The sequence below is a fragment of the Hydrogenophaga sp. genome (assembly GCF_018780385.1).
In the GTDB taxonomy this organism is placed as follows: domain Bacteria; phylum Pseudomonadota; class Gammaproteobacteria; order Burkholderiales; family Burkholderiaceae_C; genus Hydrogenophaga.
Window position 1 is genome coordinate 1 of sequence record NZ_JADMJO010000051.1, and the last position, 17,993, is coordinate 17,993.

At 67.4% G+C, this 17,993-nt stretch carries 19 protein-coding genes and 1 pseudogene; 8 read left to right on the plus strand and 12 right to left on the minus strand.

Annotated elements, in window-relative coordinates:
- Together IV113_RS26270 and IV113_RS16740 are read left to right on the plus strand one after the other, a co-directional pair.
- Window positions 1-149, plus strand: a pseudogene (locus IV113_RS26270) (DUF1653 domain-containing protein); the annotation flags it as partial.
- A 126-nt stretch (window positions 150-275) separates the two neighbouring features.
- The gene (locus IV113_RS16740; RefSeq protein WP_291087248.1) at window positions 276-449 is read left to right on the plus strand and encodes an oxidoreductase-like domain-containing protein; all 174 of its coding nucleotides are present in this window, start codon (window positions 276-278) and stop codon (window positions 447-449) included.
- Here IV113_RS16740 and IV113_RS16745 read toward each other — a convergent pair.
- Complete coding sequence (locus IV113_RS16745) at window positions 409-1,503, minus strand: PA0069 family radical SAM protein (protein WP_291087185.1); 1,095 nt, start codon at window positions 1,501-1,503, stop codon at window positions 409-411. The genes IV113_RS16740 and IV113_RS16745 overlap by 41 nt on opposite strands.
- 70 nt (window positions 1,504-1,573) lie before the next feature.
- On the opposite strand from IV113_RS16745, the gene IV113_RS16750 reads away from it, so the two are divergent.
- The 3 genes from IV113_RS16750 to dctP all read left to right on the plus strand — a co-directional run bounded on the left by IV113_RS16750 (window position 1,574) and on the right by dctP (window position 4,618).
- Window positions 1,574-2,539: an ABC transporter ATP-binding protein gene (locus IV113_RS16750; RefSeq protein ID WP_291087187.1), complete on the plus strand. Its 966-nt coding sequence runs from the start codon at window positions 1,574-1,576 to the stop codon at window positions 2,537-2,539.
- Window positions 2,540-2,636: 97 nt separating this feature from the next.
- Window positions 2,637-3,398: an ABC transporter permease gene (locus IV113_RS16755; RefSeq protein WP_291087250.1), complete on the plus strand. Its 762-nt coding sequence runs from the start codon at window positions 2,637-2,639 to the stop codon at window positions 3,396-3,398.
- Window positions 3,399-3,535: 137 nt separating this feature from the next.
- Window positions 3,536-4,618, plus strand: a complete 1,083-nt coding sequence (gene dctP / locus IV113_RS16760) for a TRAP transporter substrate-binding protein DctP (RefSeq protein WP_291087189.1) — start codon at window positions 3,536-3,538, stop codon at window positions 4,616-4,618.
- 46 nt (window positions 4,619-4,664) lie between these two features.
- On the opposite strand, the gene IV113_RS16765 is transcribed toward dctP, so the two are convergent.
- The 6 genes from IV113_RS16765 to IV113_RS16790 form a co-directional block, all read right to left on the minus strand.
- The gene (locus tag IV113_RS16765; protein WP_291087191.1) at window positions 4,665-5,186 is read right to left on the minus strand and encodes a DUF2894 domain-containing protein; all 522 of its coding nucleotides are present in this window, start codon (window positions 5,184-5,186) and stop codon (window positions 4,665-4,667) included.
- Window positions 5,179-5,841, minus strand: a complete 663-nt coding sequence (locus IV113_RS16770) for an OmpA family protein (RefSeq protein ID WP_291087193.1) — start codon at window positions 5,839-5,841, stop codon at window positions 5,179-5,181. Before IV113_RS16770 ends, IV113_RS16765 begins: the two co-directional genes overlap by 8 nt.
- Complete coding sequence (locus tag IV113_RS16775; RefSeq protein ID WP_291087195.1) at window positions 5,838-7,868, minus strand: DUF802 domain-containing protein; 2,031 nt, start codon at window positions 7,866-7,868, stop codon at window positions 5,838-5,840. The genes IV113_RS16770 and IV113_RS16775 overlap by 4 nt, the downstream gene beginning before the upstream one ends.
- Window positions 7,865-8,542 (minus strand): DUF3348 family protein, encoded by a 678-nt coding sequence (locus IV113_RS16780; RefSeq protein WP_291087197.1) that lies wholly within the window; start codon window positions 8,540-8,542, stop codon window positions 7,865-7,867. The genes IV113_RS16775 and IV113_RS16780 overlap by 4 nt, the downstream gene beginning before the upstream one ends.
- A 167-nt stretch (window positions 8,543-8,709) precedes the next feature.
- A complete protein-coding gene (locus IV113_RS16785; RefSeq protein ID WP_291087199.1) occupies window positions 8,710-10,020 on the minus strand; it encodes a glycerate kinase in 1,311 nt (436 codons plus the stop codon).
- A complete protein-coding gene (locus IV113_RS16790; RefSeq protein WP_291087201.1) occupies window positions 10,020-10,832 on the minus strand; it encodes a hydroxypyruvate isomerase family protein in 813 nt (270 codons plus the stop codon). The genes IV113_RS16785 and IV113_RS16790 overlap by 1 nt, the downstream gene beginning before the upstream one ends.
- A 36-nt stretch (window positions 10,833-10,868) precedes the next feature.
- Here IV113_RS16790 and IV113_RS16795 point away from each other — a divergent pair, with 36 nt between their 5' ends.
- On the plus strand, window positions 10,869-12,317 hold the full coding sequence (locus IV113_RS16795; protein WP_291087203.1) for an 8-oxoguanine deaminase: 1,449 nt from the start codon (window positions 10,869-10,871) through the stop codon (window positions 12,315-12,317).
- 45 nt (window positions 12,318-12,362) lie between these two features.
- On the opposite strand, the gene IV113_RS16800 is transcribed toward IV113_RS16795, so the two are convergent.
- The 3 genes from IV113_RS16800 to IV113_RS16810 all read right to left on the minus strand — a co-directional run bounded on the left by IV113_RS16800 (window position 12,363) and on the right by IV113_RS16810 (window position 15,111).
- Window positions 12,363-13,952 (minus strand): methyl-accepting chemotaxis protein, encoded by a 1,590-nt coding sequence (locus tag IV113_RS16800; protein WP_291087205.1) that lies wholly within the window; start codon window positions 13,950-13,952, stop codon window positions 12,363-12,365.
- Window positions 13,953-13,965: 13 nt separating this feature from the next.
- Window positions 13,966-14,454 (minus strand): Cache 3/Cache 2 fusion domain-containing protein, encoded by a 489-nt coding sequence (locus tag IV113_RS16805; protein WP_291087207.1) that lies wholly within the window; start codon window positions 14,452-14,454, stop codon window positions 13,966-13,968.
- Window positions 14,455-14,631: 177 nt separating this feature from the next.
- Window positions 14,632-15,111 (minus strand): Lrp/AsnC family transcriptional regulator, encoded by a 480-nt coding sequence (locus IV113_RS16810; protein WP_291087209.1) that lies wholly within the window; start codon window positions 15,109-15,111, stop codon window positions 14,632-14,634.
- Window positions 15,112-15,181: 70 nt separating this feature from the next.
- Here IV113_RS16810 and IV113_RS16815 point away from each other — a divergent pair, with 70 nt between their 5' ends.
- Window positions 15,182-16,162, plus strand: coding sequence for an EamA family transporter (locus IV113_RS16815; RefSeq protein WP_291087211.1), 981 nt, complete (start codon window positions 15,182-15,184; stop codon window positions 16,160-16,162).
- Here IV113_RS16815 and IV113_RS16820 read toward each other — a convergent pair.
- On the minus strand, window positions 16,114-16,401 hold the full coding sequence (locus tag IV113_RS16820; protein WP_291087213.1) for a hypothetical protein: 288 nt from the start codon (window positions 16,399-16,401) through the stop codon (window positions 16,114-16,116). The two genes, IV113_RS16815 and IV113_RS16820, sit on opposite strands and share 49 nt — an antisense overlap.
- Window positions 16,402-17,091 carry a prolyl oligopeptidase family serine peptidase gene (locus IV113_RS16825; protein WP_291087215.1) on the minus strand — a complete coding sequence of 230 codons (690 nt, stop codon included), beginning with the start codon at window positions 17,089-17,091 and terminating at the stop codon, window positions 16,402-16,404.
- Window positions 17,092-17,152: 61 nt separating this feature from the next.
- Between IV113_RS16825 and IV113_RS16830 the strand changes: the two genes are divergently transcribed.
- Window positions 17,153-17,941 (plus strand): fumarylacetoacetate hydrolase family protein, encoded by a 789-nt coding sequence (locus tag IV113_RS16830; protein WP_291087217.1) that lies wholly within the window; start codon window positions 17,153-17,155, stop codon window positions 17,939-17,941.
- Window positions 17,942-17,993: the final 52 nt, after the last annotated feature.

Below are 17,993 nucleotides of genomic sequence, written 5' to 3' on the forward strand. Positions count from 1 at the left end.
CCGGCCTGTACCGCCACTACAAGGGCGGCTGGTACGAGGTGCTGGACACCGTGCGCTGCAGCGAGACCCTGCAGGGCATGACGCTCTACCGCGCGCTGTACGGCGGCTGGGGCCAGTGGGTGCGGCCGGCCGCCATGTTTGGCGAAACGGGCGAGTTCGAGGGCCGCACGCAAGCCCGCTTCGTGCGCCACGACCCGGCCCTGGTGCCACTGGCTGACCTGGCCACCGCGCAAGCACTCATTGCCCACTTGCGCGGCCTGGCGCAGCGCTACGGCATGAACCTCGACGCGGCCTTGCGCCCACCACCGCCCGAGCCCGCCACCTGCTGCGGGCGCGGCTGCAACGGCTGCGTGTGGGAAGGGTTTTACGAGGCCCTGCACCACTGGCGCACGGACGCGCTGGCCCTGCTCAGAACAACGACTGCTGCCCCTGCAGGCTCGCCGGCCTGAACAGCGTGGTCTTCAGCGGCTCGCGCTCGCGCTGGTAGCCCAGGCGATCGCAGGTTTTCTCGAAGCGCTGGCGCAGCAGGTCGGCCCACACGCCGCTGCCTTTCATGCGTTGGGAAAAGTCCGCGTTGTAGTCGCGCCCGCCCCGCATCTCCTGCACGCGGGCCATCACGCGCGCGGCGCGGTCCGGGTAGTGCAGCTCCAGCCACTGGCGAAACATGGGACTCAGTTCAAACGGCAGGCGCAGCACGGTGTAGAAGGCACGCCGGGCGCCGGCCTCAAACGCTGCTTCGAGCACCTGCTCCATGTCGTCGTTGATGAACGGGATCTGCGGCGCCACGCTCACGCCCACCGGGATGCCGGCCTCGGCCAGCGTGCGGATGGTGCGCAGCCGGCGGTGGGGTGCGGCAGCACGCGGCTCCAGCAGGCGGGTGAGTTTCGGATCGAGCGAGGTGATGGTCAGGTACACCGCCGCCAGGCCTTGCGCGGCCATGGGTGCGAGCAGATCGATGTCGCGCTCCACGCCGCTGCCCTTGGTGACGATGGCCAGCGGGTGCCGTGTGTCGCTCAGCACCTGCAGCACGCCGCGCATGAGGCGCAGCTCGCGTTCGATGGGCTGGTAAGCGTCGGTCACGGTGCCGATGGCGAGCAGCTCGGGCACGTGGCGCGGGCTCGCCAGTTCGCGCTGGAGCACCTCGGCGATGTTGCGCTTGGCGATCAGCCTGGTCTCGAAATCAATGCCCGGCGAGAGGTTGAGAAAGCTGTGGCTGGGCCGTGCGTAGCAGTACACGCAGCCGTGCTCGCAACCCCGGTACGGGTTCAGGCCCAGGCGAAAACCGATGTCGGGCGAATCGTTGTGGGTGATGGCGCTCCTGGCGTCTTCAAAACTCACCTCGGTGGCCGGTGGCGGCGCCTCGTCCCGGGCCTGCACGGCGTCATCGAGCGCACCCCAGCCGTCGTCAAACGCTTCTCGGGCGTCGCGCTCGAAGCGGTGCGGCTGGTGCTGGGCCAGGCCGCGGCCCTTGATGGCCTGCAGCGGAATGTGGGTTGTGGACATGGTTCAAACACTGTACACAGATACAGCCTAGAATCCGACCTCTTTTTCATCCACCTACCGTGGAGCTCCCATGCATTCAACCCCTGCGACCGCTGATCGCGCGGTCATCGTGTCCGTGCGCGGCGTCAGCAAGACCTACGCCGGCGGCTTCCAGGCCCTCAAGCGGGTCGACCTCGACATACGCCGCGGCGAAATCCTGGCCCTGCTCGGCCCCAACGGCGCCGGCAAGACCACGCTGATCAGCGTCATCTGCGGCATGGTCAACGCCACCGAAGGCACGGTGGTGGCCGACGGCCATGACACCGTGCGCGACTACCGCAAGGCGCGTGAGGCCATCGGCCTCGTGCCGCAGGAGCTGCACACCGACTCGTTTGAAACCGTGTGGGCCACGGTGAGCTTCAGCCGCGGCCTCTTCGGCAAGGCACCCAACCCGGCCTACATCGAGAAGATCCTCAAGGACCTCTCGCTCTGGGACAAGAAGGACAACAAGATCATGACGCTCTCGGGCGGCATGAAGCGCCGCGTGCTGATCGCCAAGGCGCTGTCGCACGAACCGAAGATTTTGTTCCTCGACGAGCCCAGCGCGGGCGTGGACGTGGAACTGCGGCACGACATGTGGCGCATGGTGCGCGAGCTGCGCGAAGCGGGCACGACCATCATCCTCACCACGCACTACATCGAAGAAGCCGAAGACATGGCCGACCGCATCGGCGTGATCGCCAAGGGCGAGCTGATCCTCGTGGAAGACAAACACGTGCTCATGCGCAAGCTGGGCAAGAAGCAGCTCACGCTCACGCTGCAGCAGACCATCGACACCATCCCCGAGGCGCTGGCCCCGTGGGCGCTCGAAATCACCGAAGCCGGCCACGCGCTCACCTACACCTTTGACGCACAGAAGGAAGACACGGGCATTGCCGAGCTGCTGCGCGTCCTTGGTGAAAACGGTATCCATTTCAAAGACCTGCGCTCCAGCGAAAGTTCGCTCGAAGACATCTTTGTCAGCCTGGTGCACGAAAAGAAAGAGGTGACAGCATGAACATGAGCGCAGCGCAGGGCCGCCCCAAGCAAGCTCGCGCCCCCTCGGGGGGCAGCGCAGTACACGAAGTGACAAGCGTGGGGGCATTGCCATGGGTTTGAACATTCACGCCGTCAGGGCCATCTACCAGTTCGAAATGAACCGCGCGCTGCGCACCTGGGCGCAAAGCATCATCGCGCCGGTGCTCAGCACCTCGTTGTACTTCATCGTCTTCGGCTCGGCCATCGGCTCGCGCATGGGCGACATCGACGGCGTGAGCTACGGCGCCTACATCATCCCCGGCCTGCTCATGCTCTCGCTGTTGAGCGAAAGCATTTCCAACGCGGCCTTCGGCATCTACATGCCCAAGTGGGCCGGCACCATCTACGAGCTGCTGAGTGCGCCGGTGAACTGGGTTGAAGTGCTGCTGGGGTATGTGGGCGCTGCTGCCACCAAGAGCCTCACGCTGGGCCTGCTGATCCTGCTGACCGCGCGCGTGTTCGTGCCGTACGAGGTGGCGCACCCGGTGTGGATGGTGGGCTTCCTCATCCTCACCGCCATCACCTTCTGCCTGTTCGGTTTCATCATCGGCCTGTGGGCCGACAGTTTCCAGAAACTGCAGGTGATCCCGCTGCTCATCATCACGCCGCTCACCTTCCTGGGCGGCGCGTTCTACAGCATCAACATGCTGCCGCCGGTGTGGCAAACGGTCTCGCTGTTCAACCCCGTGGTCTACCTCATCAGCGGCCTGCGCTGGGCGTTCTACGGCGTGGCCGATGTGCACATCGCCGTGAGCACGGGCATGACGCTGGCGTTCATGGCGGTGTGTCTGGTAGTGGTGTGGTGGGTGTTCAAGACCGGCTGGAAGATCCGGCGCTGACACGCCAGCGGGCGCCATGTCGCGCCCGGTACAGAGAGCGCCAGAGGGTCTTTCGGAAGATGGCACACTTGGCGCCCCTTGCGGGCGCATCGCACTGCCGAGCGCCCACCGACAACCTCTCTCTGGAGACACTTTCAATGGATCGTCGTTCAATGATCAAGAACGCTGGCATCGCCGGCGTATTGACCACCGGTATCGCCCCCGCCGTGCACGCGCAGGCCGCCGTGCGCTGGCGTCTGGCCAGCAGCTTCCCCAAGTCGCTGCCCACCATCTTCGGCTCCGCCGAAAAGTTCTCTGAAACCGTCAAGGCCCTCTCGGGCGGCAAGTTCGAGGTGTCGGTGCACGCCGCCGGCGACATCGTTCCCGCCTTCGGTGTGGTGGACGCCATCCAGGACAACACCATCGAAATGGCGCAGACCGCGCCGTACTACTTCACCGGCAAGGACCCCATCTTCGCGTTCGGCTGCGCTGTGCCCTTCGGCCTGACCGCGCGCCACATGGACGCCTGGATGGAACACGGCAACGGCCGCAAGCTGATGGACGAGTTCTACGGCAAGTTCAACGTCGTCTCCATGAGCTCCGGCAACACCGGCACCCAGATGGGTGGCTGGTACCGCAAGGAGATCAAGAGCGTGGCCGACCTCAAGGGCCTGAAGATGCGCCTGGGTGGCGGCCTGTTCGGCGAGACCATGGCCAAGCTGGGCGTGGTGGCGCAGAACATGCCCGCTGGTGAGGTGTACCAGGCGCTGGAAAAAGGCACGCTGGACGCCACCGAGTTCGTCGGTCCGGCGGACGACGAGCGCCTGGGCTTCAACAAGGTGGCTCCGTACTACTACTACCCTGGCTGGTGGGAGGGTGGCGCCGAGCTGGAGTTCTTCATCAACAAGAAGGCCTTCGACGCGCTGTCGCCCGAGAACAAGGCCATCGTGCGTGCCGCCGGTGCGGTTGCCGCGCGCGACATGACCGCCAAGTACGATGCCCTGAACCCGCAGGCCCTCAAGCGCCTGGTGGGCAGCGGCACCAAGCTCAAGCCCTTCACCAAGGACGTGATGGACGCAGGCTTCAAGGCCGCGATGGAAGTGTTCGCCGCGCACGAAGCCAAGTCGCCCGAGTTCAAGAAGATCCACCAGGACATGCGCGCCTTCCAGCGCGACCAGGTCCTGTGGAGCCGCTTCTCCGAATGGCGCTACGACAGCTTCATCACCACCGCCAAGCTCTGATCAACCGGCAGTGGCCTCGCGGACTCTTCCGCCGGGCCGCTGGCACTCAGCGCTTCACACGGCCCGTCTTGACGGGCTTTGTTTTGCCCGCTGGTTCATTGAGCCGAGCGTGCGCCTGCTCCAGCCACAGCAGCGTGTCGGCGTGTGACATGAAGCGCCGCAGGTAGTCGGGCGAGAGGTCGCGCATGAGCCCCAGCGTGCGCAGCACGAGCATGTGTGAGTTGAGCGGACCCGCGTTCTCGGGGCCGCGCTCCACGGCCTGGGTCACGTCTTCTTCGGCGCAGATGCGTGACCAGGTTTCGCGGAAACGCTGCGCGCTTTTCAGCTCGGGGCCGGCCTGTGTGGCGGTGGCCATGTACTGGTTGAGCTGACCCAGCGGCGTGAGGATCTTCTTCTGGCGGACGCGTGGCGGTTGTGCTTCGCCGGTCTCGGGAGCCCCGGCGGGTTCGGCCATGTCGCGTTGCACGCGTTGCACCCGGTCTTGCAGCACGCGCTGCACCGCCGCAGGCGCGGCCTGCATGCGCCGCTGCAATGCCTGCGCGTAGTGGGCACGCACGGCGTCACTCACGCGGGGGTACCTTTGCTGCGCTGGCCGCCTTGGGCACGGGGGCCATCTCCACGCGCCGGTTGAGCGAGCGACCTTTCTCATCAGCGTTGGACGCTACGGGTTGCTCAGCACCGAAAGCGGCGCTGAACACGCGCTGCGGTGGCATGCCCTCCTGGATCAGCACACGGGTCACGGTGAGTGCGCGCTGGGCCGAGAGTTCGAGGTTGTCGGCGTAGCGCTGGTTGCTGGCCTGCACCGGTCGGTCATCGGTGAAGCCGCTGACCATCAGCATCTCGTCGCGCTCGCCCAGGTACACCTGCAGCGGCGGCACCAGGCTCTTGAGCAGCAGGCGGCCCTCAGATCGCAGTTCGTCGGAGTTGAGCGGAAACAGCACACTGCCGCTGATGCCGATGCGCCCGTTGTCCAGCGTCACGCGACCAGTCTGCAGCGGGATCGCCAGCGCTTTCTCCAGCGCCATGCGGCGGGCTTCTTCCTGCTGGCGCTTCTGCACCTCGGCCTGCAGGTTGGCCACCAGGTCCATCTGCACCACGAGCACGCCGATGAGGATGAGCACGAAGGCACCCACCAGGCCGGCCATGAGGTCGCCGAACACGGCCCAGACCGGCGCGGTCTGCTCGCCCGCGCCCTCTTCCAAAGTGTCGTCCAGCCCGGTCATCCCACAGCCCTCTCGGCCGTGCGCAGCCGGTGCAGGTCGTCCACGATGCCCTGTTGCGAGCTGATGCTGAGGTCGATCACCTCACGCGCCTGCGCCACGTAGTAGGCGAGCTGTTCGTCGCTGCGCACCATGGACTGGCCCACGGCCTCCTCGATGCGTTGCAGGCTGCCAATGAGTTTTTCGTTGGTGGCGGCGAAGAGCTGCACGCCGTGGCCGAAGGCCTCGCCCAGGCTGGCCAGCTCGATGGCGCTGCCGCTCACCTGCGCGGCCACGTCTTCCGCGCGGTGGGCTTGCGCGCCCACCGTCTCGGCGAACTGTCGGCCCACCTGGTCCAGCACGGCGCTGGCCGAGGTCACCAGCGATTCAATGGCCGCGCGCTGCTCGCCCGTGGCTTGCTGCACGGTCTGCAGCAGGCTGCCGATGTTGTTCATGAGCGTGGTGCGCTCCTGCAGCGCGAGGTTGTCGCGCTCGCCGAGCTGTGAGGTTTCGCGGCGCAGCTGCGCGATCACCTCGGCCGCGGCCTTGGGTGCCTCGGTGGCGGTTTCCAGCAGGCGCGCGATGGGTGCCTCGATCGCCGTGCCCAGCGTGGCAAGGTGGGTCGCCACCTGGCCGTTGAGCGAAGCCTGCAGTTCGCCCAGGCGCTGCACAGCGGCCTCGCCCCGAGCGGCTTCCTCGCTGCGCAGCGCCGCCAGCTCGGCGCGCCATAGGGTCGCTGTCTGCTGCAGCGTCTGGCCCACGGCCTGCTGCTCGGCCAGGGTCTGTGCGCCCAGCTGTTGCCATTCGGTCTGCAGCGTGGTGGCCATGGCCTGCAGCGCCTCTTTCCAGGCGGTCTGCTGGTGTTGTTCTGCCGCTGCCTGCTGGGCATGCGAGCGCGACACCGTGTCGTGCACGCTCGTGAGCAAGGCGGCTGAGCGCTGCTCGAAGGTGGTGGTGAAGGCCACGAGCGCGAGCTCCAGACCGTGTGTCTGCTGCTCGCTGGTGTGCGCGTGCTGCTGCAGCGCCTGGGTCCAGCCCTCCAGCGCGGTGCGGGCGGAGACACCGAGCTGCGCCGAGAGGCCGCCCAGTTGCGTCTGCACCGCATCGCTCACGCGCTCGTGCAGGCGCGTGGACTCATTCGCCATGGCGGCCATGGCATTTTCCACCACCGGTTGGAGCGTTTCACCAGCGATACGCGCGCTGGCCGACAGGCTTTCGTTGAGCGATCGCGCCACCGACTGGCCGAGGTCCTGGTAGGCCACGCTCGCTTCGCGGTGGAACATCACTTGGCGCTCCAGCAACTGCTCGTCGAGCTGCTGACCCCGGCGTTCCATCTGCGCCATGAGAGCCTGCAACTGGTCGACCACGGCGGGCAAGGCGCCGGCCTGCTGCTGCAGCGCCTTGAACGCCTCAACGCGCTGGTGCGCGAGCGAAAACGGGCGGAACACGGTGGCGGTGTGGGCATCGAGCTGGCTCACCACGGCCATGCGTTCGCGCCGGCTGATGACCGACATGAGGCCCAGCATGGCCGAGGTGGCCACGCCCACCACCGAGGTGCCGAAGGCCAGACCCAGGCCCTTGATGGGCTCAGCCAGCGCCGTGCGGATCGCCTGCAGGTCGGCCGTGCCTTCGAGTGTGAACACAGCACCGCGGAAGGTGACGACCAGACCGAGGAAGGTGCCGAGCATGCCCAGCATCACCAGCAGGCCGATCAAATAGGGCGTGAGGGCCAGGCCCGGCAAGGCGGCGCGTTCGCCCTCGATGCGCGAGCGCACGGCATTCTGCAGCGCCGGTGGCACACGGGCCAGCCAGTCGCTCAACTGCGCCAGCGGCTGTGGCACGTTGGCCAGCGCCTGCGCCAGCGCGGCGGTGGTGGCGCGAAAGCGCCGGATCTCCTGCGCGCCCAGCAGGTAGACGCCACCGATGGCCACGGTCATGGCCAGCGCGATGGCGCTGGTGCCGACAAAGCCCCAGCCGACCCAGACCACGGCGATCAGGCCGAGGGCAAAGGCGCCGACGAAAAAGAGGCGGTTCAATGGGTTGTTGCTCATGGGTGTTGTTTCACTTCCTGGCTGAGGGCTTCGACCATGCCCGCCACGGGCTGCAGCCGCAGGTCGAGCTCGGCCAGCAGGGCCTGCTGCAAATCGTTTTCGAAGAGGGGTTGCCAGCCGCTGGTGTGGGTCTGGCGCAGTTGGTTGAACCGCGCCTTGAGAAAGCTCGGCAAGGTGGACAGCAGCCTCTGTTCGCGCCCGCCCAGCATGGTGTCGAGCACGGCGTCCAGCGCGGCGAGCTGCGCCAGGCGCGGGGAGGTTTGGGCCAAGGTCTTGCGCACGTGGCCGCGCAAGGCGTCGATGCTCATTTCCATGCGGCGCTGCTGCTCCAGACAGCGCTGGTGCTGTGGGGCGAAGCCGGCGTCGGCGTCTTCACCGGATTCGTCACCCGGCTCGCCCGACGGGGTGGTGATGGCCTGGCGCAGGGTGGCGCGCACCCGCTGAAGCTCGGCCTGCACGGCGCGGGCGGCGACCGGCACCGCCGGGCGCCGGGCCCGGGCCACCGAGGGCAATGACTGGTGGGCCGAGTGCAGCGCGATGGCATCGGCCACGTTGAGCCACTGACCCAACCGCTCGGCCAGATCCTGCCGGGGCACCTCTGCGGGCGTGGGCAGCCAGCCGGCGAGCTGGCGCACCAGGGCTGAGCGGTTGAAGTTGCTGCGCAAAAAAAGCATTCCTTGGCGCCCTGCGGGCGCAATCGGCATCGGTACACGGTGGGTTGCCGACATGGTGGGGCGTGCACGCCCGTCAGCGGTGGCCAGACCGGACTTCCGGCGGCCAAGGCGACATTAGAAACGATCCGCCGCACCGACTTGTAACCGTCTGCCGGCCCAAGCCGGCTTCAGAGCACCAGCACGGCCCGGAAATCGTTCACGTTGGTGTGCGTGGGACCGGTGATCACGAGGTCGCCCAGCGGTTTGAAATAGCCGTAGGCGTCGTTGCGCGCCAGGTGGTCGGTGACCTTGAGCCCCCGTGCCGCGGCGCGGGCCAGGGTGTCGGGGGTGACGAGCGCGCCCGCGTTGTCTTCCATGCCGTCGATGCCGTCGGTGTCGGCGGCCAATGCCCACACGCCGGCGATGCCGTTGAGCGCCTGCGCCATGCCCAGACAGAATTCGCCGGCCCGCCCGCCCTTGCCCCTGGCCTGGCCTTCGACGCGCGGACGCACCGTGACGGTGGTTTCGCCGCCGCTGAGGATCACGCAGGGCGTCTTGAAATCGCTGCGGCCCAGCGCCGCCGACCGCGCCAGCGCGGCGTGCACCTTGCCCACCTCGCGCGATTCGCCTTCGATTTCATCGCTGAGCACATAGGTGTTGAGTCCGATCGCTCGCGCCGCGGCCGCCGCGGCCTCCAGGCTTTGCTGCGGCGTGGCGATCAGGTGCACCTCGTGGCCCTGCAAGCGCGCATCGCCGGGTTTGGGTGTTTCGAGCTCACCGCGCTCCAGCTGCGCGCGAACGGCCGGCGGCACCTGGATGCCGTAGCGCTGCAGGATGTCGAGCGCGTCGGCGCAGCTGGTGGCATCGGCCACCGTGGGGCCGCTGGCGATCACGCTCACGTCGTCACCCGGCACATCGCTGATGGTGATGGTGACCACGCGCGCGGGCGCGCAGCCCGCCGCCAGCCGCCCGCCCTTGATGCGCGAGAGGTGCTTGCGCACGGTGTTCATCTCCAGGATGTTGGCGCCGCTGTTCAGCAGCTCGCGGTTGATGCGCTGCTTGTCTTCGAGCGTGAGGCCGTCGGCCGGCAGCGTGAGCAGCGAGGAGCCGCCGCCCGAGATGAGGCAGAGCACCAGGTCGTCGGCGGTGAGGCCCTGGGTGAGCTGCAGGATGCGTTGCGCGGCGACCAGACCCGCGGCGTCGGGCACCGGGTGTGAGGCTTCCACCACCTCGATGCGTTCCTTCACATCCGCCGGGCGCGGTGGCGTGTGGTCGTAACGCGTGACCACCAGGCCCGAGATCGGCGCCTCCGCCGGCCACAGGGCTTCCACCGCTTGTGCCATGGCGCCGCCGGCCTTGCCGGCTCCGATCACCACGGTGCGACCCTTGGGCGGCGGCGGCAGGAACGCGGCCGTGTTGTGCAGGGGCAGTGCGCGCTGCACCGCCACGTCGTACAGGTGGCGCAGCAGGGCACGGGGATCGTTCAGGGTGGGTTGCATCACAGGGGTCTTCCAGTGGGGTGGCGTCCGTGGGCGGCCAGCCAGGTGAGGCCTGCGCGGGTGCCGCCGTCGCGTTTTTCAAGAGGGAAATACTCGCAGCCCACATGGCCGCTGTAGCCCAGGCGATCGAGCTCGTCAAACAGGAATCGGTGGTTGATCTCGCCGCTGCCAGGCTCGCCGCGCCCGGGGTTGTCGGCGATCTGGATATGGCCGATGCGCGGCAGATGCGCGCGCAACATGCCGGCCAACTCGCCCTGCATGCGCTGGGCGTGGTACAGGTCGTGCTGCAGGTACAGGTTGTCAGCACCGACCTCGTCCATGATGACCAGCGCCTCTGCCGTTCTGCTCACAAAAAAGCCGGGGACATCGCGCGTGTTGAGAGGCTCCATGAGCAAACGCAGGCCGTGCACGCGCAACGCGGCGGCGGCAAAACGCAGGTTGCCCACCAGCGTGGCGCGGGCTTGCGCTTCGCTCACACCGAGGGGTTGCAGACCTGCCAGGCAGTTGAGTTGCGGCACACCGAGGGCCAGTGCATGCGTGAGGCCGCGCGCCACACCGGCGCGGAATTCGCCCACCCGGTCCGGGTGGCAGGCCATGCCGCGGTCGCCCGACGCAGGGTCGCCGCCCGGCAGGTTGTGCAGCACCATGCGCAAGCGGTTGGCGCGCAGCAGGGCGGCCAGATGGTCGGGGGTGTGGGTGTAGGGAAACTGGCACTCGACCGCCTCGAAGCCGCAGTCGCGCGCGGCGGCGAACCGATCGGCGAACGGCAGCTCGGTGAAAAGGGTGCGGAGGTTGGCTGAGAATGTGAACATGCCCTCCATTGTCGCCACATCAACACCCGCTCTTCCATGGCCACCCTGCTGATCGACCGCGCCACCTGCATCGCCACCTTCGACCACAGCGACCCGGCGCAGGGACGCGAACTCAAGGACGCATCGCTGTTGATCCGCGACCACCTGATTGAGTGGATCGGACCGTCCAGCGAGCTGGCTCCCGAGTTGCGCGAACAAGTCGACGAGGTGATCGACGCGCGCGGCCACCTCGTCACACCCGGCTTGGTGAACACGCACCACCACATGTACCAAAGCCTCACGCGCGCCCTGCCGGCGGTGCAGAACGCCGAGCTGTTCGGCTGGCTGCAGGGGCTCTATCCGATCTGGACGGGGCTCACGCCCGAGATGGTGCAAGTCTCCACCCAGGTGGCCATGGCCGAGCTGCTCATGAGCGGCTGCACGACCACCAGCGACCACCTCTACCTTTACCCCAACGGCGTGCGGCTCGAAGACAGCATCGAAGCCGCGCAGCGCATCGGCATGCGCTTCATGGCCACGCGCGGCAGCATGAGCGTGGGCCGGAGTACGGGCGGCTTGCCTCCCGATTCGGTGGTGGAGCGCGAAGACGCGATCCTCAAAGACAGCCAGCGACTCATCGAGACCTGGCACGACGCTCGCGTCGGTTCCATGCTGCAGGTGGCGCTGGCACCCTGCTCGCCGTTTTCGGTGAGCACCGCGCTCATGAAGGAAAGCGCGGCGCTGGCGCGGTCCTTCAAGGGCCAAGGCGTGCGCCTGCACACCCACCTGGCCGAGAACGACCACGACATCGCCTACAGCCTGGAGAAGTTCAACCGCACGCCCGCGCAGTACGCGCAGGAGCTGGGCTGGCTGGGTGACGACGTGTGGCATGCCCACTGCGTCAAGCTCGACGACGACGGCATCTCGCTGTTTGCCGCGAGCCGCACCGGCGTTTCGCATTGCCCGTGCAGCAACATGCGCCTGGCCTCGGGCATCGCCCCGGTGCGCCGCATGCTGGACGCCGGTGTGCCGGTGGGCCTGGGGGTGGACGGCAGCGCCAGCAACGACGGCGCGCACATGGTGGGCGAAGCACGCCAGGCGCTGCTGCTGGCCCGTGTGGGCCGCGCGATGCAGCCGCCCGAAGTGCGTGCGGGAAAGACCTTCTTCGGGTGTGACCTCGGCCCGGCCGAGATGACCGCGCGCGACGCGTTGCACCTGGCTACACGTGGCGGTGCGCAAGTGCTGGGGCGCAGCGACGTGGGGCATCTCGCACCTGGCCTGTGCGCGGACTTCGCGCTCTTTGATCTGCGCACGCTGGGCTTTGCCGGCGGCGCGGTGCACGACCCGGTGGCCAGCCTGCTGCTGTGCGCCAGCCCGCAGGCGGCTTGCACGGTGGTGAACGGGCGGGTGGTGGTGCGGCAAGGCCAGCTCACCACGGTGGACCTCGGTCCGCTGCTGGAAAAGCACAACCGCCTGGCCAGAGAACTGGCGCAGGCGGCTGCGTGATGCGGGCGGTGGAGGCAGCTCAAGCCACCGGGGGCTGGATCGGGCTCAGGCGCGAACCACACCGGTTTTGAAGACCGCCACCGACGCCACGAGTTGCTGCGCCTGCTGCTTGAGGCTGTCGGCCGCAGCGGCACTTTCTTCGACCAGCGCCGCGTTCTGCTGCGTGCCCTGGTCCATGCGGGTGATGGCCTGACCGACCTGCGCCACGCCCGAGCTCTGCTCGGCACTCGCCGCGCTGATCTCGCCGACGATGTCGCTCACGCGGCGGATCGAGGCCACGACTTCCTGCATGGTGGTGCCGGCCTGGTCGACCAGGGCCGAGCCCTGTTCCACACGGTCCACGCTGGCGCCGATCAGGCCCTTGATTTCCTTGGCCGCCTCGGCGCTGCGCTGCGCCAGGTTGCGCACCTCGCCGGCCACCACCGCAAAGCCTCTGCCCTGTTCACCAGCGCGCGCGGCTTCCACCGCGGCGTTGAGTGCGAGGATGTTGGTCTGGAAAGCGATGCCGTCGATCACGCCAATGATGTCGCTGATCTTGCGGCTGCTCTCGTTGATGCCCTTCATGGTTTGCACCACGCGGCCCACCACCTCACCGCCCTGCACCGCCACGCTGGACGCGCTCTGGGCCAACTGGCTGGCCTGGCGCGCGTTGTCGGCGTTGTGGCGCACGGTTGTGCCCAGCTGCTCCATGGTGGCCGCCGTCTGCTGCAGTTCGCTGGCCTGCTGCTCGGTGCGGGCCGAGAGGTCCTGGTTCCCCGAGGCGATCTCGCCGCTGGCGTGCGACACGTAGTCGGAGCTGCGGCGCACATCCGTCACGGCCTTGGACAGGCCCTGCTGCATGGCGAGCAACCAGGCCAGCAGGCTGTCGGTGTCGCCCTTCTTGAGGTGGATCGGCGTGGTCAAGTCGCCTTCGGCCACGGCCCGCGCAATGCTCACCGCAGTGCGCGGCTCGCCGCCGAGCTGGCGCAGCATGTTGCGGGTGATCATCAGCGCAAGGCCAATGCCGACCACCAGTGACAGGCCCAGCAGACCCATGACGGCAAAACGCGCCTGGTCGTACACGGCGGTGACGTGTTTCGCAGAGGCTTCACCACCGTCGTAGTTGAACTGGATCAAGCCGTTGAGGGCGGCGACCACCTCGTCGAACGCCATGCTGGAGAGGCCATCGGCGATGTCGGCAGCATCCACCTGCTTTTTGTCGCGGCCGAGCTTGATGACCTTTTCGTTGGCCTGCAGGTAGGCGGCCCAGGCGGTCGAGAGTTTGGCGGTCAACGCCGTTTCCTCGTCGCCCGACACGCGTCCCTGGTAACCGGTGAACAAGGCCTGCAAGGACTTGCCGGCCTCTTTCATCTTGTCTTCGTATTCGGCGTGGTAGCTGCCGTCTTCGGTGCGGCTGTGCTTGACCTCGAACTCGCGGTACTCGACCGCCAGTGCACGCGCATCCGACAGGGCGCCCACGCCTTTGAGCCATTTCTGGGACAGCGCGATGGCTTCGGTATCCACGCTCTTCAGACCCACCAGAGCGGTGGCGCCGAGAACCGCCGTCAACACCAGAATGGACGCAAACGCGCCGAAGAGCTGCTGGCCCACCGAGAGTCGGGGGAGCCAGCCAAAGGGATTGAGAAGTTTTTTCATCGCGCCACCGCCATCACTTCTTGTGACCGATGTAGCTCGCGCCGATGATCTTGCCGCCGGCGTCCTTGATCGGGTTGTAGCAAGCGTCGAAAGCGGTGCCCAGCACGTCGATGGGGCCGCAGAACTGCTGACCTTTGCTCACGGATTCGTAGGCGGCGTTGCGGGCGAGCTGGGTGCCCACGCCGCGTTTGCCTTCGGGCGTAAGCACATTGGTGCTGACGCGCACGAACTCGTCGCCCTCTTTCACGAACACGGTGGCGGTGGCCTGGTGGCTCTTGCGAATGCCGTCGACCACATCGAAGTTGTTGTTGATCTTGCGCTCGCCGAAGAACAGGGCGGGCACTGTTTTTCCGGCCACGGTGTCGGTGCCTTCGACGCGGGGTGCCCCGATCTTGGTCAGGCGACCGTCGAGGTCGGCGATGGTGGCTTTGGGATCGTTGGCGTGGGCGAAGGAGGCAGAGACGGCCAGCGTGGCCAGCATGAGGGCGCGATTCAGTTTCATGACAACTCCAGAAAGAACAGGTTGAGGGTGGGGCATCCGGGGGGATGTAATTCCTTATCGGTAACAAGTTGTCGGACTTGAACCTGGCCCTGGATCATTCTGGTGGTCACGCGCGCGCCGCATCCCCGGAAAAGCCGGGGCTTCTCCGCTCAATTCCCGCTGTGGAGGGGGCTGCCCTCAGGTCTCGGGAGAGGCGGGCAACTGCAGCGGCCGGTCTTCAAACTCGGTGTTGAGCACCACGGTGCTGGTGGTGCGGGCCACGCCGGGGATGGCCTTGATCTTGTAGAGCACGTCTTCCAGCGCACGGGCGTGCGTGGTGCGGATCTTGGCCAGGAAGTCGTACTCGCCGGCCACGCTGTGCAGCTCCAGCACCTCGGGCATGTCACGCAGCAGGGGCGCCACCTCGCGGCAGTGGATGCCGCCGTCGTTGCGGATGGCCACGAACGCGGTGAAGCGCAGGCCCACGCGGTCGGGATCGACCCGCAGCGAAAAACGCTCGATCACGCCGCGCTCCACCATCTTCTTCACCCGCTCGTGCACGGCGGCGGTGGACAGGCCCACCTCGGACGCCACATCGGCGTAAGAACGTCGGCTGTCGGAGCTCAGCGCCGTCAAAATTCTGGCGTCCATGTCGTCGAGCTGAATATTTGCTTGCATACGGCCTAAATCCTGTTCAAAATACGGCGCCGGAGAGATTTTCCGGAAATTATCTTACGGGAACACGAAAATGCCGACATTCATCAGCCAACTGGGCCTGGAGCGCCAGACGATACGCCTGTACGGTGCCTTGCTGATTGTGTACATCGTCTGGGGCACGACCTATTTCGCGCTCGACGTGGCCATGCAGAGCCTGCCACCGGTGCTGATGAACGGGGTGCGTTTCGTGGTCGCTGGCTCGGTGATGCTGGCGATCGCGCGCTGGCAGGGCCTGCCCTGGCCCACGGCCGCGCAGTGGCGCAGCAGCGCCCTCATCGGTTCGCTGATGGCCTTTGCGGCCATGGCGCTGATGGTGCTGGCGCAGCGCCTGGGCATCGGCTCGGGCCTGATGGCCACGGTGGTCACCACCATGCCGATGTGGCTCGCGCTGTGGACGCGGTGGGGCGGCGAACGCGTACCCCTCACCAGCTGGATCGGGCTGGCGCTCGGCGCCATGGGCGCGCTGGTGCTGGCGCTCGAAGGCGATTTTTCCGCCACGCCGCTGGGTGCGCTGCTGGCCTTCGGCGCGCCGTTGTGCTGGAGCCTGGGCTCGTACGCCTCGCGCAAGCTGGTGTTGCCCGCACCGGCCATGGCTTCGGGCGCGCAGTGGCTGATCGGCGGCTTGCTCGGTGTGGTGGTGGCCGCCGTGTTTGAGCCGGGTGCGCGCCATTTCGAATGGGCGCAGGTCAGTGCGGCGTCCGCGCTGGCCTGGGTCTACCTGGTGGTGATGGGCACGCTGGTCACGCTCAACGCCTACCTGTGGTTGCTGAAAAACACCACCGCCGCGCTGGCGGGCAGCTACTCGTTCGTGAACCCGGTGGTCGCACTGTGCGTGGGCGTGCTGCTCGGCGGGGAGCAGCTCACGGGCTGGGTGTTCGTGGCCATGCCGCTGATCCTGCTGGCGCTCGCCCTCATTCTGTACGGCCGCGACTTGAGCACCTGGTTGCGCACCCGCACCGCGGCTCACACCAGCGTGACGACCACCAGCCACGCCAGCGAAGCCCAGCGATAGGGCCCCATGCCGGGCAGGCGCCACACCGAAGCCACCAGGAACAGGTTGTAAGGCAGCGGCGCGAAGTGCACCGTTGCGGCCAGCTCGATGGCTTCGTCCGCCAACGCAACAGCGAGCGCTACCGCCGTGGCCAGCAGGTTGATGACCGTGCCCACCGTCACCATGTCGCGCCAGAACAGCACGCGCATCGGCACCTCACCGCGCCAGCGGCGTGTGAAGAAGCCCACGGGGCCTGGCATTCAGCTCGCCAGCAGGCGCACCAGCCAGGCGTTGAGATCGGCCACCTCCTGCGCACACACCGAGTGCTCCATCGGGTAGGTGTGCCAGTCCACTGCGTAGCCCAGCGCCTGCAGCGCATCGCGCGTCTGCGCACCGCGCTCGACCACCACCATCGGGTCGTGCGTGCCGTGCGCCAGAAAGATGGGCACGTCACGGTTGGCCTCGGACCGCTCGGCAACTGTACTGGCTGCCAGCGGCAGGTAGCCCGACAGACCCACCAGACCGGCCAGGCGCTGCGGCGCGCGCAGCCCGGCCATGAGCGTCATGGCGCAGCCTTGCGAAAACCCCATGAGCACGGTGCGCGCGGGCGGCACGCCGCGCGCGGCCTCGCGGTCCAGCAGACCCTGCACCAGCGCGCAGGACTCGCGAAGACCGGCCTCGTCTTCGCGACGCGACTGACCGATGGGCGGGTGGATGTCGTACCAGGCGCGCATCTCGTAGCCACCGTTGAGCGTCACCGGGCGCACCGGCGCGCTGGGAAACACGAAGCGCACCGGGCCGATGGCATCCAGATCGAGTTCCTGTGCAATCGGCACGAAGTCGTTGCCGTCAGCGCCCAGGCCGTGCAGCACGACGATGCTGGCCACGGGAGCGGCTGCGGGGTTGCCCCCCGTGACGAGTTCGAGGGTTTCAAGCGTGTGTGAGGTCATGACCCGCAGCATACCGGCTGCCTATGATGAAGGCTTGTTCTCGCACACCAAGACCAAGACCATGACACCTCACGCACTGCTCGACCACCTGGACCAGGGCCGCCTCTGGCCCAACCCATCCGGACTCACACTGGACGCCGCGTACGCGCAAGCGCTCGCCGTGCGGCAGTTGCGCATCGCGCGCGGCGAACAACCGCGCGGCTACAAGGTGGGCTTCACCAACCGCTCGATCTGGCCGCGCTACAACGTGTTCGCGCCGATCTGGGGCAGCGTGTGGGACAGCACCCTCACACTGTGCGACGGTGACGGCAGCGTGTCGCTCGCCCACACCTGCCAGCCACGGCTGGAGCCCGAGGTCGTGTTCGGACTGAAGGCCACGCCCGCGGCCAACGCCACGCTGGACGATCTCTTCGAGGCCATCGACTGGGTGGCACCTGGCTTTGAGGTGGTGCAGTCGCACCTGCCGGACTGGAAGTTTCTGCCCGCCGACACCGTGGCCGACGGCGCGCTGCACGCGCGCCTGCTGGTGGGTCGTCGCACGCCGGCGCGGGAGCTGGCCGGCAGCGCGGCAGGACTCGACACCTTGCTGGCCCATGCGCAGGTGAGCTTGCTCAAGGACGACCAGGCTGTCGAGGAAGGCCAGGGCTCGAACGTGCTGGATGGCCCACTGCGCGCGCTGCAGCACTTCGCGCAGACCTTGCGCGCTTGCCCGGGCGCACCCGATCTGCAAGCCGGCGACGTGATCACCACCGGCACCTGGACCGATGCCTGGTCTGTTGCGCCCGGCGAGCACTGGTCGGCCCGCTTCACCTCACCACTGCCCAGCCTCTCGGTGCGCTTCACCGGTTGAGACCTGCGTTCCCTTGCAGGTGAAACCCTCTAAACACACGGCAATAGCCTTG